Annotated in this window: 18 protein-coding genes and 2 tRNA genes; 6 read left to right on the top strand and 14 right to left on the bottom strand. The window is 33.9% G+C overall.

Features of this window, described 5'->3' with window-relative positions; all coding sequences use genetic code 11:
* Positions 1 to 49: 49 nt before the first annotated feature.
* Positions 50 to 1438 (bottom strand): HAMP domain-containing sensor histidine kinase, encoded by a 1389-nt coding sequence (locus BN2390_RS12695; protein ID WP_053984722.1) that lies wholly within the window; start codon positions 1436 to 1438, stop codon positions 50 to 52.
* Between the two features lie 3 nt (positions 1439 to 1441).
* The gene (locus BN2390_RS12700) at positions 1442 to 2146 is read right to left on the bottom strand and encodes a winged helix-turn-helix domain-containing protein (RefSeq protein WP_053984723.1); all 705 of its coding nucleotides are present in this window, start codon (positions 2144 to 2146) and stop codon (positions 1442 to 1444) included.
* 152 nt (positions 2147 to 2298) lie between these two features.
* On the opposite strand from BN2390_RS12700, the gene BN2390_RS12705 reads away from it, so the two are divergent.
* From BN2390_RS12705 to BN2390_RS12715, 3 genes are all read left to right on the top strand, one after another.
* Positions 2299 to 2733: a hypothetical protein gene (locus BN2390_RS12705; protein ID WP_053984724.1), complete on the top strand. Its 435-nt coding sequence runs from the start codon at positions 2299 to 2301 to the stop codon at positions 2731 to 2733.
* 65 nt (positions 2734 to 2798) lie between these two features.
* Positions 2799 to 3713: a tRNA modification radical SAM protein MnmL/YtqA gene (locus BN2390_RS12710; RefSeq protein ID WP_053984725.1), complete on the top strand. Its 915-nt coding sequence runs from the start codon at positions 2799 to 2801 to the stop codon at positions 3711 to 3713.
* A gap of 65 nt (positions 3714 to 3778) precedes the next feature.
* Positions 3779 to 4303 carry a DUF4364 family protein gene (locus BN2390_RS12715; RefSeq protein WP_053984726.1) on the top strand — a complete coding sequence of 175 codons (525 nt, stop codon included), beginning with the start codon at positions 3779 to 3781 and terminating at the stop codon, positions 4301 to 4303.
* A 168-nt stretch (positions 4304 to 4471) separates the two neighbouring features.
* Here BN2390_RS12715 and BN2390_RS12720 read toward each other — a convergent pair.
* The 9 genes from BN2390_RS12720 to tig form a co-directional block, all read right to left on the bottom strand.
* A tRNA-Pro gene (locus tag BN2390_RS12720) sits at positions 4472 to 4546 on the bottom strand.
* Positions 4547 to 4554: 8 nt separating this feature from the next.
* Positions 4555 to 4627 (bottom strand) — tRNA-Gly (locus BN2390_RS12725).
* 87 nt (positions 4628 to 4714) lie between these two features.
* Positions 4715 to 4921, bottom strand: coding sequence for a hypothetical protein (locus tag BN2390_RS12730; protein WP_053984727.1), 207 nt, complete (start codon positions 4919 to 4921; stop codon positions 4715 to 4717).
* Between the two features lie 153 nt (positions 4922 to 5074).
* Complete coding sequence (yihA, locus tag BN2390_RS12735; RefSeq protein ID WP_053984728.1) at positions 5075 to 5725, bottom strand: ribosome biogenesis GTP-binding protein YihA/YsxC; 651 nt, start codon at positions 5723 to 5725, stop codon at positions 5075 to 5077.
* Positions 5726 to 5741: 16 nt separating this feature from the next.
* The gene (lon, locus tag BN2390_RS12740) at positions 5742 to 8048 is read right to left on the bottom strand and encodes an endopeptidase La (protein ID WP_053984729.1); all 2307 of its coding nucleotides are present in this window, start codon (positions 8046 to 8048) and stop codon (positions 5742 to 5744) included.
* Between the two features lie 124 nt (positions 8049 to 8172).
* Entirely contained in the window at positions 8173 to 9813 is a 1641-nt protein-coding gene (gene lonB / locus BN2390_RS12745; protein WP_053984730.1) for an ATP-dependent protease LonB, read from the bottom strand.
* 91 nt (positions 9814 to 9904) lie between these two features.
* Positions 9905 to 11197, bottom strand: coding sequence for an ATP-dependent Clp protease ATP-binding subunit ClpX (gene clpX / locus BN2390_RS12750; protein ID WP_053984731.1), 1293 nt, complete (start codon positions 11195 to 11197; stop codon positions 9905 to 9907).
* An 18-nt stretch (positions 11198 to 11215) separates the two neighbouring features.
* Complete coding sequence (gene clpP / locus BN2390_RS12755; RefSeq protein ID WP_053984732.1) at positions 11216 to 11800, bottom strand: ATP-dependent Clp endopeptidase proteolytic subunit ClpP; 585 nt, start codon at positions 11798 to 11800, stop codon at positions 11216 to 11218.
* Positions 11801 to 11845: 45 nt separating this feature from the next.
* Entirely contained in the window at positions 11846 to 13144 is a 1299-nt protein-coding gene (gene tig, locus BN2390_RS12760; protein WP_053984733.1) for a trigger factor, read from the bottom strand.
* Positions 13145 to 13377: 233 nt separating this feature from the next.
* Between tig and BN2390_RS12765 the strand changes: the two genes are divergently transcribed.
* Positions 13378 to 13800 carry a hypothetical protein gene (locus BN2390_RS12765; RefSeq protein WP_053984734.1) on the top strand — a complete coding sequence of 141 codons (423 nt, stop codon included), beginning with the start codon at positions 13378 to 13380 and terminating at the stop codon, positions 13798 to 13800.
* A gap of 92 nt (positions 13801 to 13892) precedes the next feature.
* Here BN2390_RS12765 and BN2390_RS12770 read toward each other — a convergent pair whose 3' ends face one another.
* On the bottom strand, positions 13893 to 14435 hold the full coding sequence (locus BN2390_RS12770) for a DJ-1 family glyoxalase III (RefSeq protein WP_053984735.1): 543 nt from the start codon (positions 14433 to 14435) through the stop codon (positions 13893 to 13895).
* 188 nt (positions 14436 to 14623) lie between these two features.
* Between BN2390_RS12770 and BN2390_RS12775 the strand changes: the two genes are divergently transcribed.
* Positions 14624 to 15076 (top strand): CYTH domain-containing protein, encoded by a 453-nt coding sequence (locus tag BN2390_RS12775; protein WP_053984736.1) that lies wholly within the window; start codon positions 14624 to 14626, stop codon positions 15074 to 15076.
* A 46-nt stretch (positions 15077 to 15122) separates the two neighbouring features.
* On the opposite strand, the gene BN2390_RS12780 is transcribed toward BN2390_RS12775, so the two are convergent.
* Positions 15123 to 15473 carry a hypothetical protein gene (locus tag BN2390_RS12780; RefSeq protein WP_154668826.1) on the bottom strand — a complete coding sequence of 117 codons (351 nt, stop codon included), beginning with the start codon at positions 15471 to 15473 and terminating at the stop codon, positions 15123 to 15125.
* A gap of 250 nt (positions 15474 to 15723) precedes the next feature.
* On the bottom strand, positions 15724 to 15960 hold the full coding sequence (locus tag BN2390_RS12785; protein WP_330373782.1) for a YgjV family protein: 237 nt from the start codon (positions 15958 to 15960) through the stop codon (positions 15724 to 15726).
* Between the two features lie 115 nt (positions 15961 to 16075).
* Between BN2390_RS12785 and BN2390_RS12790 the strand changes: the two genes are divergently transcribed.
* Positions 16076 to 16750: a DUF6199 family natural product biosynthesis protein gene (locus tag BN2390_RS12790; protein ID WP_053984739.1), complete on the top strand. Its 675-nt coding sequence runs from the start codon at positions 16076 to 16078 to the stop codon at positions 16748 to 16750.
* Positions 16751 to 16794 lie beyond the last annotated feature (44 nt).

The following is a 16794-nucleotide window of genomic DNA, read 5'->3' on the forward strand; positions in this document are numbered from 1 at the left end:
TGTATACTTACCTGGCTCTATGTGCCTTTTTTATAAATTTTAAAATTAATTATTCTGGAAACACAATTTTAAAACTTGTCCCTTGATTGACTTTACTTGTAATTTCTACTACTCCACCATAAAGCTCTACAATATGCTTAACAATAGAAAGTCCTAGACCTGTACCACCACTTTTACGTGATCTACTTTTATCTACTCTGTAAAATCTTTCAAAAATACGTGGTAAGCTTTCTTCTGGAATACCTATCCCTGTATCTTGTACACAAAATACTTTCTTTCCATCTTCAATATAAGTAGAGATTATTACATTTCCTTCATCTGTATACTTAACTGCATTACTTACTATATTCATAATAACTTGTTTCACATAATCTGTATTGGCACACTCTAGAATAAGAGGTTGCTTAATATCTAGTTTAATTTCTACTTGCTTTTCAGTTGCATTTTGCTCAAGCATTGATACAACTTCTTCGATTAATGGTGTAAAGTTGACTTCACTCCCATCATTATTCTCCATATTTTCAATTTCAGACAGGCATAGTATATCTTGAATTAAGCGATAAAGTCTCTTGGCCTCTATATCAATAATATCGATAAATCTCAATGCTATATCTCTGTTATCAATTGCCCCTTCTTTTAACGTCTCTGCAAAACCTTGTATGCTCGTAAGTGGCGTCTTAAGTTCATGAGATACATTGCTTACAAATTGATAACGCATGACTTCTAGCTGCCTTGTTTGAGTAATGTCTCTTATGGAAATAATAAATCCATATTTTTTTCGTCCTTTACTAATAGGTCCTATACGAAAATGTAAAATTTGATCATTTTTAAGAAATTCACAAGAACCATATACACCTTGTCCCACCGCTTTTTCTATAACCTGCATAACCTTTGCATCACGGATTAAAGCAAGTATAGATTGATTCTTAATAGCATCTCCACCTAATAGTGTTCTAACCTTTTCATTTCCTTCTGTAATATAGCCTTCTTCATCTAAAATAATAATCGCTTCATTTAAATTACTTAATATAGATTCTGCTTTAGTTTTTTGATATTGGAGTTTTCTAATCGTTCTATAAAGTTTTTCCCCCATATCATCTAAGGCACTTGCTAATTGTTGAACCTCTTTTATACTATAATTTTTAACTTGATGAACGTATTCACCTTTTGCAAATGAACTTGCTTCTTCTGTCATATTTTGCATAGGGTCAACAATTTCTTTAATAAATGTTCTGAGTATCCAGTATAGAATAATGGATGCAATAACAGTTATCCCTACTGTCTTATAAATCATCTGAGTACCTAAATGCACAGCTACATTCTTTTCTAGTAAACCTCTAATACTTAACTCTTCGTAGCTGAGATAACTACTACTCATATAAATAAGCGCTAATACCCATATTGCTACCATTACAGGTCCAATAATCTTATTTTTCATGCATTACTCCTTTGTAAAGCGATAGCCTACTCCACGTACTGTTTCTATACAATCCTCTAGACCATACTGTGTTAGCTTAGATCTTAAATAACGGATATGTACATCTACTGTCCTTGTTTCACCATAGTATTCATAACCCCAAATACGATCGAGCAATACTTCTCTTGTCATTACACGACCTTTGTTTTGCATTAGAATTTTTAAAATCTCAAATTCTTTAAGTGTTAGTTCTAATTGTTGATCACCAAAAAAAACTGTATGACTTTCTATATCTAGTCTTAAATCTTTATAATTTAATTCTTGAGCTTCTTTATTTGTACTTTTTTCTATACGTTGATTTCTTCTAACTACCGCATTGACGCGAGCTACTACTTCCCTTACACTGAATGGTTTGGTAATATAATCATCTGCACCTAACTCAAGACCTATAATCTTATCAATTTCTTCCGCTTTTGCTGTTACCATGATAATAGGCATATTTTGAGTTTTAGGATTGCTCCTATACTTTTTAAGTGCTGTCATACCATCCATGTCAGGTAGCATAATATCTAAGAGTGTCAAATCTACTACTTCATCCTCTAAAATTCGATCGGCTTCTTGTATACATGTTGCTGTAAAAACTTTAAATCCATTTTGAGATAAGTTGTAAGCGATGAGTTCAAGAATATGTTCTTCATCGTCTACTATCAAAATTTTTACTTTTTCCATATTTATCCTCCACTCTTGTGTTTACATCTTTTATTATAAACGTAAACTACGTATAAGTAAATTTACCAGACACCTTTTTGAGGACTTTGGATATAATAAGTGGTAGAGAACGAGATTTTCTATTTATTTTTCACATTTAAGGGGGATTTGAAATGTCAAAGCTACTTAGTAAACAAGAACTCGAGGCCCATATTAATCAATTCCGTGATATTTTAGCCCATTTTGATTATAGTCAGCTTAAGAACATACGCTTTTTTAATCTAGAGTCTCTTTATAACTATATGGATACTGTAGAGGGAAATCCTTTTCAAGAACAGTATCAAGCTTTACAATCTGAACTTGATTTTCTTCAACCCTATCTCCCTTTTGTATCTTCAGAACGTGCAGCTCATTTTTTAACTGCTATGTCTAAAGCAAAAGATGATGAAGAAATTGCCGAGATAAAAAAAGACTATACCCAAAAACTTCGAAAAGATTTTATCAATGTCGCTCGTACTATGACGACCAATGATCAATGGGCATCTTTACTTTCTACATGTGAAGAAATTCGCCTTCATAAAGAAGAAAGTAGCCTTGCGAGTTATTAAATTAAATGTATAATAAAAAACAAGGCATTGCCTTGTTTTTTATTATACGCAGAAAGGATTTTTTCATGTCAAATGCTACAAGATTCTATAGTTTAAACGATTTTTTAAAAGAACGTCATGGCGAAAAAGTAATGAAACTCTCATTAGATGGAGGCTTTACTTGTCCTAATAGAGATGGAAAAGTCGCTACTGGTGGATGTATCTTTTGTAGTAGTCGTGGTAGTGGAGACTTTACAAGTTCTTCCAAATACTCTATTACAAAACAAATGGAAGAGAATATTACCTTATTATCTAATAAATGGCCTAACGTCACAAAATATATGCCTTATTTCCAAGCTTACTCTAGTACATATGCCCCTTTACAAGTATTAAAAGAGCAATATGAAGAAGCTCTAAGTTTTCCTAATGTAGTCGGTCTTGCTATTGCAACAAGACCAGATTGCTTAGAAGAAGATCTATTAGACTACTTAGGTGAGCTTAATAAACGTACACATCTTTGGATTGAATTAGGACTTCAAACAATACATTCAAAAACAAGTTCATTCATAAATAGGGGGCATGATCTAGCTTGTTTTGAAGAATCTGTTTACAAGCTTTATAACCGTGGTATAGAAGTCGTTGCACATATGATTATTGGGCTTCCTTACGAAACTCGAGAAGATATACTTGCAACAGCTACCTATATGAGTAAGCTACCTCTTCAAGGCGTTAAAATGCATATGCTGCATGTATTAGATAATGCACCTCTTGGCAAACTTTATAATAAAGAACCATTTCCACTACTTACAGAGGATGAGTATGTAGAAATTGTAGGAGAGATACTCAAAATTCTCCCTTCTCATTTTGTCATTCATAGACTTACTGGTGATGGTGATCGCAACCACTTAATAGCTCCTTTATGGACTACACATAAAACAATGGTATTGAATCATATCCATAAATATCTCAAATCAGAAAATATCTACCAAGGTTATAGATAAACACATATTGTATTTTTCTTAACTTTAATATACAATATATATTAAAAAGCGTGAGGAGGTGGCCTATGTTTAATACTAACGAAGACTTTACAATTAATAAACTTACTGTGCTCTATCTTTTATCAGAAGTAAAAATGCCTCTTACTCTTTCCCAAATCACGCAAATCGTTTTAGAAAGAGGCTACACCGATTATTTTTCTATGCAACAATCACTTAATGAACTTGTTGCATCAAAACTTATCACAAAAGCAACCGAAAATAATGCTTCTAACTTTGACATTTCTGAGAAGGGACTTCAAACATTAGAGTTCTTTGCTTCTAGAATACCAAATTCTATTCGCACTGAATTAGACACTTTTATTTCGAGTAACTGGAGAAAACTTAGAACACAAAGAGATGTAACTGCCGAATATATTCCTACTAAGGAACACGAATATATGGTACATTGTAAAGTTATGGAACACGATTCCACATTAATTAATCTTTCTATCAATGTAGCTTCTAAGAAGCAGGCCATAGCCCTTTGTGAAAATTGGAAAAATAATTCTGATAAGCTTTATAGCGAAATCTTACAAATTATATCAAAATAAACCAGGCTGTCCATTACAGCCTGGTTTATTTTATTGTCCACTTATTTATCTTAACTTTATAATTTGTTTATTAAGCCCATTGTTTATTACATCTACTCTCAGGATCTATTAACCTAGTGAGTACATAATAAAAAAACGTCTAGATTAATATCTAGACGTTTTATATCATCGGGGTGACAGGACTCGAACCTGCGGCCTCCTGAACCCAAATCAGGCGCTCTAGCCAAACTGAGCCACACCCCGAAAATAAGAGCGCGAGACGGGACTCGAACCCGCGACCCTCTCCTTGGCAAGGAGATGCTCTACCAACTGAGCCACTCGCGCATAAACTAATTAATGGCTTGTTCTTTTGACAAGAATTATCTTATCATATCACTTGTATAGAGTCAAGTCCTTTTATCAATTTTTTTCCTATTGATTAAAATAGTCGCTCATTTCCCTAAATATACTCTCAATAGTTTCATCTATATAAATCTTAGAATCTTGCAGGCTTGGTATAGATGTTTGTTGTTCTACTGCTGTCATGTTTTCTTCTGGTAAACTCATAGATACTTCATCTAATACGGATAAATCTAAACGACCATTTTTTAAATAATAACATTTTGACATTTCATTCATCAAATACACACCTCTCTATCTATATTATATTCTAACATTTTTCAAATTTTCTTTCAATAAAATACCAAAAAAAGGAACAAATTTAATTTTTTTGCTCCTTTTCTAAATTATACCCTTTTATTTAATTGTTATGCTTATACTTAAATGTATTTATTAATCCTCAGAGATATTACCTTCACTACTTACTTCTTCTAATACCTCAGCCTGCTCGTTATTATAATCTACAATAACACCATCAAGCATACTCCAAATCTCATCTTTCCCTAATTTACTTACTGAAGAGAAAGCCATAATTCTATCTGTAGGACGAAGCCCTAGCCCTTTCTTAACCATAGCAATATGTTTTTGCACTTGACTACGATTAAGTTTATCTGCTTTTGTCGCAATGATGTTAACTCTCTCATAATAATGTGCGATCCAATCGTACATCATCTTATCATTTTTGCCTACTTCATGTCTAATATCAATAAGTAAAATAACCTCTCTAAGGTTTTCTCTATTACAAAGGTAATCTTCAATAAGTTTACCCCATTTTTCACGCTCTGTTTTTGATACCTTAGCATAGCCATAACCTGGTAAATCTACAAAACGAATTTCGTCTTGTACATTATAAAAATTAATCGTTTGAGTTTTTCCTGGTTGTGAACTTGTTCTTGCTAAAGCCTTACGATTTACAAGGCAGTTAAGAAGGGATGATTTCCCTACATTTGACTTTCCTGCAAAGGCTACTTCTGGTTTGTTCATCTCTGGGAACTGTGACTTATTACCTGCTGTTATAATGAGTTCTGCTTTTGTTACGTTCATTTGTTCCTCCTAAGTATTATGCAAAGACATGCTCAAGTACATCTTCCATTGTTTCAGCATAAATAACTTTTACGCCGTCTAACACGTCTGCATCTATTTCTCTAATATTTTTTTCATTTTCTTTTGGTACAATTACTTCAAAAATGCCAGCACGTTTAGCAGCTAGGATTTTTTCTTTAAGGCCTCCTATCGGAAGTACACGCCCACGAATTGTAACTTCACCTGTCATTGCTATATCATTTCTAACTGGTTTATTGGTTAAAGCAGATATAATAGCAGTAGCCATTGTAATACCTGCTGAAGGGCCATCTTTTGGCACTGCCCCTTCTGGTATATGAATGTGGATATCAATATTTTGATAGAAGTTTTCTTTAAGTTCTAGTTTTTCGCGTTTAGAACGAATAAAACTCATGGCAGCTTTAGCAGATTCTTTCATCACATTACCCATGTTACCAGTAAGCTCAAAACTACCTTTACCATCCATAACATTGACTTCAATAGAAAGTGTATCACCACCAACCGCTGTCCATGCTAAACCACGTACTACACCAACTTGAGGCTTTTTGTTCTTTTCTGCATAATTAACTTTTGGTGCTCCTAAATAGTTTTGCACCTTTTTCGAATTAATAGTCACAGACTTTTTACTTTCTGTAGTCATTTCACGTGTTGCCTTACGGCAAAGTGTTCCAATTTGACGTTCTAAGTTTCTTACACCAGCTTCTCTTGTATAATGTTCAATAACATATTTAAGAGCTTCTTCAGAAATTTTAAGTGTCTTTTTAGTCAACCCATGCTTTTTAAGTTCTTTTGGAACTAAATAACGTTCTGCAATTTGAAGTTTCTCCAGTGATGTATAGCTACTTACTTCTATGATTTCCATACGATCAAGAAGTGGTCTTGGAATAGTAGAAAGTGAGTTTGCTGTGGCTACAAATAGAACTTTACTTAAATCAATTGGAACTTCTAGATAATGGTCTCTAAAGCTATGATTTTGAGCACCATCTAAAATCTCTAACAATGCGGCTGCTGGGTCCCCTCTAAAGTCTCCCATCATTTTATCAATTTCATCTAATAGCATAAGTGGATTATTAGAGTGTGCTTGTGTAAGCGCCGTTGCAAAACGTCCTGGCATAGCACCAACATAAGTTCTTCTATGTCCTCTAATTTCTGCTTCATCACGTACACCACCAAGAGAAATACGTACATAGTTTCTTCCTGTTGCTTCAGCAATAGATTTAGCAATAGATGTTTTTCCTACCCCTGGAGGCCCTACTAAGCATAAAATAGGTGCTTCTATTGATCTAGAAAAGTTCTTAACTGCTAAGAAATCTAATATACGATCTTTAACTTGTGTAAGTCCATAATGATCACGCTCTAATGTATCTTCTGCCACTTTTAAGTCATCTATTTCTTCTGTAGACTTTTCCCAAGGTAAATCTAGAACAGCTTCAATATAAGTCCTAAGCATGCTTGTTTCTGGTGAACTACTTGGTATTTTCATTAAACGATTGATTTCCCTTTCAATCTTTGCTTTAACCTCTTCAGGCATTTGATGTTCATTTAATTTTTGCTTATAACTATCAACATCCGCCTTAAGGCCATCTTTATCGCCTAGCTCTTCTTGGATTACCTTAAGCTGTTCACGCAAATAATATTCTTTTTGAGTTTGATCAATATTGTCTTTTACTTTATTATAAATTTGTTTTTGAATTTTAAGTAACTCTACTTCTTCTTGAAGTAATTCAACTACCTTGTATATACGTTTTGTAATATCTAAGCATTCTAAAACAGCTTGTTTTTTCGCTACTTCTAACGGCATATTGGCAATAATCAAATCTATTACTTCCACTGGAGAGTTACCCCCTAATATGCTATACACCATATCCATTGAAAGTTTTGTATTTAGAGAAGCATAGCTTTCAAATAACTCTCCTACAGTTCGCATTAATGCTTCTGTCTCAAGTGTTACTTCCAGTTCCTCTTCTTCAATTTCCTCTATGTAACCTTCCATATATTCTTTAGAAGTTACTTCTAACAACTTAGCTCTTTTAATACCTTCTACTAGAACTTTAAGCACTGGTGGTTTAAGTTTTACAATCTGTTTAACCTTTACAATTGTCCCTATTTCATAAAGATCTTCATGTTCTGGCTCTTCTAGTTTGGTATCCTTTTGTGTTACAAGTAAAAGCTCCTCATCGTGTAGCATCGCTGCTTCAATCGCCTTTACAGATTTGTCTCTCCCCACATCAAAATGAATAATCATATTAGGAAATACTGTTAAGCCTCTAAGCGGAATTAAAGGCATTTGTTTTCTTTCTGTCATCTCTTATTCCTTTCTTTATTCTCTCTATTTATCAGATGGTTATCATCTGTTTATATATGTACACACAAAAGAATACTTAAAATAAAGTACTCCTTGTGCGTTATTTGCATTAATACATAAGCAACTATGCGTGAAGGATATTTTCTGCCTTTTTGGTAATTGGCATATCCCAAAGATACTCAATAACTTCAGTTACTGTCTCAACTGGAATAATCTCTATATCTTCCTTTAAGAAAGTCTCTTGCATGTTTTCTTTAGGAATAATAACTGCTCTTGCTCCAGCTTTCTTAGCAGCTCTAATCTTTTCACTCACACCGCCTACTGGATAAACATTACCATTAATGGTTACCTCACCAGTCATAGCAATATTCCCAGGTACTGGCTCTTCAAAAAGAGCTGAGTAAAGGCTACAAAACATAGTAATCCCTGCTGATGGTCCATCTACAGGGATACCTGATGGATAATTAACATGGATATAGTAGTCTTCATAATCTACATTATATTTCACTTTGAGCAAAGTTAATACATTTTCTAAAGAACTATATGCCATACTCTTACGTTTTGCCTTACTTGTACTCATCTTTAACTCTTCTTCTTCAATTACTCCTGTAATATTAACTTTTCCTTTTCCAGTACCCACTTTCTGTGCAATAGATTCTACTTCTAATACCATACCACCAGAGTGTCCCATCACACCTAGGCCATTTACCTTACCTATATAATAGCCTGTATTTAACTTTTTGTGAAGTGCTGGGGTATAACCACCTGATTTTACAATCCATTCTACATCTGTTTTAGCGATTGTAGATGCATGTTCATAAAGCATTTTATTATAAGCCGTTTGTAAGATACTTACAGCATCACGACCATTAGCTGCATATTGTGTAATCATCTCTTTTGCTGTATCTTCAATTGGCATATGCTCTTTTGCAATGATTCGGTCTATAATTTTCATAATTTCTTCTTCATCTAAATCCTTAAAGAAAATCTCTACACATCTTGACCTAAGCGCAGAAGGAATCTCTTCTCTTGACCTGGTTGTTGCACCTATTAGTCTAAAATCTGCTGGAAGACCATTTTTAAATACATCATGTACATAAGTTGGTGTATTTTCATCATATGGACTGTAGTAAGCACTCTCTAAGTAAACTTTACGATCCTCCAATACTTTAAGAAGTTTATTCATTTGAATAGGATGTAGTTCACCTATTTCATCTATAAAGAGTACGCCACCATGAGCCTTGGTAACTGCTCCTGGTTTAGGTTGCGGTACACCAGCTTGTCCATAAGCACCTGCCCCTTGATAAATAGGATCATGCACAGAACCCATAAGTGGATCTGCCACGCTACGTTCATCAAATCTAAGTGTAGTTGCATCAATCTCTACAAACTTACTCTTAGAATTAAATGGAGACATCTCACACTGCTTAGCCATTTCAAGAGCAATACGTGCTGCGGCAGTCTTACCTACCCCTGGGCTTCCATAAATTAATATATGCTGTGGATTAGGGCTGCATAGTGCTGTCTTTAGTGCTTTAATACCATCTTCTTGCCCGATAACATCTGCCTCATCATGAGGGCGCATCTTCTCTGTTAATGGCTCAGTAAGACGTATACAACGCATTCTTTGCATCTTCTCATATTTCTCATCTGAATCTCTGCAAATATTTGTTTTAGTTTGCTTTGTATTTTTAAGTTGTAGTAGAAAGTACAACCCAATGACACAGGAAAAAAAGAACTGTACCCCTATCAAAATTCCATTCATGTTCTAAAATCCTCCTTGAAAATCTGTTTTCTAGATTATTGCCGGAGGCTAAAAAAAATATGCAAGGCAACGTTGCCTTGCATATTTTTTATTATGCTGATTCTCCATCAGATTTTAATGCTTTTTTCTTAGGTGCTTTAGAAGCATCTTTATAGACAATCTCTGGCTCAGCTTTATCTTTAATTGTATCTGCGTTGATGATAACCTTCTCAACATTTTCTGCTACAGAAGGTACTTCATACATTACTTCACGCATAACATCCTCTAAGATCGCACGTAATCCACGTGCACCTGTTTGACGTTCAATAGCAAGATTTGCTACTGCTTCTAATGCTTCTTGAGTGAAATCTAATTCAACGTGATCATAATTAAATAACTTCTGGTATTGTTTGATAAGAGCATTTTTAGGTTTACTTAGAATAAGTTGAAGTGCTTCCTTATCTAAACTATCAAGTGACACGATAGATGGAATACGTCCTACAAACTCAGGAATAAGTCCAAACTTAAGAAGATCTTGTGGTTCAAGAGACTTAAGTAATTGGCCTACACTCTTTTCTTTTTTACTTACAATGCTTGCACCGAATCCCATTGTTTTATGTCCAACACGATTTTCAATGATCTTATCAAGACCATCGAAAGCACCACCACAAATAAACAAGATATTTGTAGTATCGATTTGGATAAATTCTTGATGTGGGTGCTTTCTTCCACCTTGTGGTGGTACAGAAGCAACTGTCCCTTCTAAAATTTTAAGAAGAGCTTGTTGTACACCTTCACCACTTACATCACGTGTAATAGATGGGTTCTCTGATTTTCTAGCAATCTTATCAATTTCATCGATATAGATAATACCCATTTGAGCTTTTTCTACATCATAATTGGCTGCTTGGATAATTTTAAGTAAGATATTCTCAACATCTTCACCTACATAACCTGCTTCTGTAAGTGCTGTTGCATCAGCAATAGCGAATGGTACATTAAGCATTTTTGCAAGTGTTTGTGCAAGGAATGTTTTACCTGAACCAGTTGGTCCTAAAAGTAAAATATTACTTTTTTGGATTTCAACTTCATCGTCTTTATGTGAAGGTGTATTAATACGTTTGTAGTGATTATAAACTGCAACTGCTAAAGCTTTTTTAGCATCATCTTGCCCAATAACATATTGATCAAGATGTGCTTTTATTTCTTTAGGTGTAGGCATATCAAAGATACCACCTGCTTCTTCATCACCTTCAAACTCTTCTTCTATAATTTCGGAGCAAAGTTCAATACATTCATCACAAATATAAACTTGTGGGCCTGCAATCAATCTTCTAACTTGATCTTGACTTTTTCCACAAAATGAACATCTTAGTTGTTTTGTATCATCAAATTTAGTTGGCATGCTCCACCTCTTTTCTAATTATTTTTTTGCACTGATTACTTCATCAATGATACCATAAGCTTTTGCTTCATGAGCATCCATGAAATAATCTCTTTCTACATCATTTTTAATCTTTTCAAGAGGCTGACCAGTATTTTCTGAAAGCATTTGATTCATTTTAGCTTTAGTTTTGATAATATGCTGTGCATGAATTTCAATATCTGTAGCTTGGCCTTTAGCGCCACCAAGTGGTTGATGAATCATAATTTCTGCATTTGGAAGAGCAAATCTTTTTCCTTTAGCTCCCCCTGCAAGTAAGAACGCTCCCATACTTGCTGCCATCCCCATACAAATAGTGGATACATCACATTTGATATATTGCATTGTATCGTAGATTGCCATACCATCTGAAATAGAGCCACCCGGACTATTAATATAAAGCATAATGTCTTTATCTGGGTCATCTGCTTCTAAGAATAAAAGCTGTGCAACAATCAAGTTAGCAGTAACTTGATTAACCTCGTCTCCTAAAATGATGATTCTATCTTTTAATAAACGTGAATAAATGTCGTATGAACGTTCTCCTCTATTGGTTTGTTCTACAACTACTGGAACTAAGCTCATTTTTCACCCTCCCAACGCTTTCTATTTTGCTTTTTTGTATAAATATTATTTTGCTTCTACTTTTGCTGTTGATGTAATAAGGTCAGCAGCTTTTTGTACTCTAAGGTCTGAACTTAACATTTCTCTTTCGTAAGCACCGAATGATTTTTTAAGTTCTTCTACTTCCATTTTGTAACGTGTAGCAAGTTTTTCAACTTCTGCCATTACTTCTTCTTCTGTTACAGTGATTTCTTCAGCTTTAACGATTGCTTCAAGAACTTCTCTTGAACGTAATTGGAACTCAGCATCTTTTCTGAAGTTTTCACGGAATTTATCCATGTCCATACCTGTAAATTGTAAGTATTGAGCTAACTCAAGACCTTGTTGACGCATACGCATTTCGAACTCTTTAATGCTTCTATCAACTTGATCTTCAATCATGTTGTTTGGTACTGTAAGTTTTGCATTGTCTACAGCTTGTTGAATAGCTTGGTTTTCAACTTCTGCTTTGTAGCTAGCTTCTTTTTGTGTTGTAAGTTTTGCCTTAATATCAGCTTTATAATCAGCTAATGTTTCAAATTCTGAAACGTCTGCTGCGAAATCATCATTGATTGCTGGAAGTTCTTTAACTTTAATTTCTTTAACTGTTACTTTGAACATAGCTGGTTTACCTGCTAAATTTTCAGCATGATATTCTGCTGGGAATGTAACGTTAACTTCTACTTCTTTACCAATTTCAGCACCTATTAATTGATCTTCGAAGTTATCGATGAATGATTTTGAACCGATTACAAGTGCATAATCTTCACCTTTACCACCTTCGAATGCTTCACCATCTACGAAACCTTCAAAGTCAATGATTACTTTATCTTGTGGTTGTACAGCACGGTCTGTAACTGTAATTTCACGTGAATTTTTTTCTGCTTCAGCATTGATAGCCATATCTACATCTTCATCGCTAACTTCAGCTTTTGCTACTTCTACTGTAAGGTTTTTGTACTCACCAAGTTCAACTTCTGGTCTAACTGTGATGTGTGCAATATATTTCATTCCATCTTTTGACATTTCAGCTACTTCAACATCTCCTTGGCGAAGACGTGCTGCCATATCAATTTTGTTTTCTTCTACAGCTGTTGCTAATGTTTCATCAATGATGATATCAGCAGCTTTATTGAAGAATACTTCTGGACCATACATTTTTTCGATCATCGCTTTAGGTACTTTACCTTTACGGAACCCTGGCATATTGAAATCTTTTTTCATTTCATTATAAGCTTTGTTAACTGCACCTGTTACTACTTCTTGGCCAACTTCTACTGTAAGTGATACAATGCTATTTTCTAGTACTTTTACTTCTGTATTCATTAAAAATGATCCTCCTTGGATTTTAATATTCATTACGTTTAAGCGTAAATATTGCATTATAAATTAACATTCCGTAATTATAGCATAAAAAATCAAAAAAATCTACTCGTATTCCTTATTTGTAAAATTTTATTCAGTAAAGTTCCAAGTATTACATATAGTATGTGCGTATGAATTCATTTATAATCAAGTTATGTGATGTTTTGTACGTACTCATAGAAAGGATAACCTTTATGGATGTTAGCTTTAAACACATTTATATGCAAAATATCTCTCCTAAACTTATGGGCATCGATTTGTTCTTAAAGACCAACGATGCGCCGTATGACCCAATAGAGGTTGCCCTTATCTTAGGTATGCCAACACAGGAAATAACGGACATAATGAAGGAGCATAGTATTGCTACTATAACACTTGTTGATTTCTTTACAATTGTGTCTCATGCTTCGAGTTATATATGTAGACTGATACAGCGACAATGGAAATACGCCTTATCGCCAACTTATACACCTGAGATGATTGCTTATATCTATGAACTTAGCTTACAAAAAGTTCAAGATGCTTTTCAAACTCTTGGTAAATGCTACATAGCTCCAGATGAAATCATGGATGTGTTCACCCACATTCCAACTACAATTCTTGTTTTCGGTAATTAGACTAAGTGATGGTATGAAGTCGTAAGGGCTGTTACAGCGATGCTGTAACAGCCCTTGTATTATAAATATATCCAAAAAACGGTATCTTTATGCTATTTGATAAGCATAGCCCCCTTAATCTCTTCAGCTTTATCCACTCCTTTAACAACTTCAAGTAGCTTAAGCGCGAATTTCAAAGAGGCCCCAGCCCCAATACCTGTTACAATTTTATTACTTACTACAGTACGTTCTTCACTGTGTGTTGCACCATATAAAAACTGTTCAAATCCAGGATAACATGTTGCTTTTTCCCCTTCTAAAATTCCAAACTTTCCAAGCACACTTGGCCCCGCACAGATTGCTGCTATCCACTTATCGGCTGATTTAAACTCTAACACACGAGCCTTAACAAGTTCACTTGCAAAAAGATTGTCTACACCTGGAAGTCCTCCTGGTAATACAACCATTCCTATCTCATCATAGTTAATATCTTCTGCTTTTTGATCCATCTGCACTTTTATTCCACGTGCACTTGATACAACATCTCCATCAACACCTGCCATGATGACTTCTACACCACCTCTTCTTAATATGTCGACTACACTAAGCGCTTCTACTTCTTCGTATCCTGTAGCAAAAAATACAACAACTTTCATTTATGTCACCTCTTCATATAGATTCAATTTCTATCCCCTATCTTATCACAGCTAAATCTGCCTCACAACGCATCATGTAGTACAAAATACTATAATTGTCTTATAAAATCTATCTATTTTTTTGTCTATTTTCTGACTACTTAATATGATACAATGAAGTAAAGATTTATAAGGAGGAGGTAGTAGTTATGGAGATTGAACGTAAATTTTTGATTAAAGAACTTCCTGACCTCAATGCATATACTTGTAAGAAGATTAAACAAGGATATATTTCTACTGACCCTGTTATTAGAATTCGACAAATGAATGATACTTATTGCGTATGCCTTAAATCTCAAGGTCATATGATTCGTGAAGAATTTGAACTTGGTATTACAAAAGAACAGTGTGATGCACTGTGGCATAAAGTAGATAATACTCCAGTGGAAAAAACACGCTACTTTATCCCCCTAGATGGAAACCTTACTGCGGAATTAGATGTGTATGCTGGTCCCTTAGACGGCCTTCTAACTGTTGAAGTAGAATTTCCATCTCAACTAGAAGCAGCTAACTTCATAGCACCTGGTTGGTTTGGTGCAGATATTACTCACGACAATCGTTATAAAAATAACCATCTTTCACAATATGGTTTACCAAAATAGATAAAAGCCCCAACTTACGAGCACAGCTCTTTGTTGGGGCTTTTATCTATTTAAATACAGTAAAACCAATAATCATTAACAGTATTCCTACTAAAATTATCTCTATAACAGATGAACTATTTTGATCTAATTCATTTTTGTCTCTACGAATTTCATCTGTTTGACTCTTAAAGCTCATACTTCTAGCATAGAGATATTGAAAGTCTGCCCTTCTGCCCATATCCCCAAATGTGTTTGATCCTCCTATAAAAATATAGACTACACCAGCAATAACAAAACCATCTTTTAAAGAAAATGTAAAGAATTGTTCTGCCACTAAAATAGCTAAGGAAGTTAGTAAGAATATAATCCCCAATTTTAATATATACTTAAATAATTTTTGCCCCTTCTTATTCACATATTCCCCCCTTCCTGGTGATAAAATTTTATCTATGCCATCCATTAAAGCTCCAACTTTGTATTGTTCCGTCTTTAGTCCAACCTACCCTACTTATTACTGCTTAATAACATTATAAAGATATTTTATACAAAATCATTTATACAATTACTCTCTTATAATATCATTATTCTTATCTCTTACCAATACAAATCTCTCACTTACTTCAAATAAAAAAGAACTGCATTTTAATACTCACAGTTCTTCTTACTTAATTTTTCTCTTTGCTAAGTTTATACAATTGATAAGCATTAATCACTACAATTGCCGCATTAGAAATTACAACTGGATAAGCACCTACTAATACACCATAAATAACAAAAAGTACACATCCTATACTATTAATCACTCTAAGCTTGACCATATTAGTCATAAGTAAAGAAATAACTATACCTACTGATGCTGCATAGCCTATCCACTCAATCCATCCACCAAACATATACATCATCCTATCTTATTTTTCTAAAGTAACCTCAATCTTAGTATGTGCACTTTTATTGGCGACATGCATAAGGTTTATTAATAGTCTATGATATAATAGAAAATAAATAGGGAGGGATTATATGGAACAACTCTATACTAAATATGGCAAAAAAAATACCTTTATATTTGGGGTTATTATTACATTTATCTTAAGCCTTTTCATAGGTTTACTTACACAATATTTTAGTCGTACGTTTCGCTTCGAAGACAAAACATTTACACTAATCAAACAGACTAATACACATGCTACTTTTAAAGATTCCTATAATAACTTATTAGAAGTAGATAGCGAACCTTATTTATTCAATACCTACAATACACTCCTTCATATTAATTACTTGGATAAAACTATAACTTATAATAGCTTAGACTTAGATGAAGGCATTATTATCACTTTATCAGATGGATCTATCCACAAAAGAGACGTCTTTGGTATATACCTTACTAATTCTACTCAAACTACGTCCTCCATACCTACCGAAGTTATTCTTTTAGATAAAACTTTTCATGTATTAAATAATAATCTTTCTACTAGTATTTTAGTATGTTTTAATATCTTAAGCCTTATCTTAAACTTAATTGGACTTATGAATATTATTTATCCTGAAATATGCTGGAATATTCGATACTGTATGTCTGTTGACGGTGGAGAACCCTCTGATTTTTATATTGTTTCAAGTAGATTGGGTGGTTATCTTTTAATTGGCTTTTCTATCTTTTTTCCTCTTCTTCCTCTATTCACAAGTAACTCTTAATTACCAGAATTACTATAAGGGTCACAGAATAGCAGAATATCTAT

It is taken from the genome of Niameybacter massiliensis, from assembly GCF_001282685.1.
In the GTDB taxonomy this organism is placed as follows: domain Bacteria; phylum Bacillota; class Clostridia; order Lachnospirales; family Cellulosilyticaceae; genus Holtiella; species Holtiella tumoricola.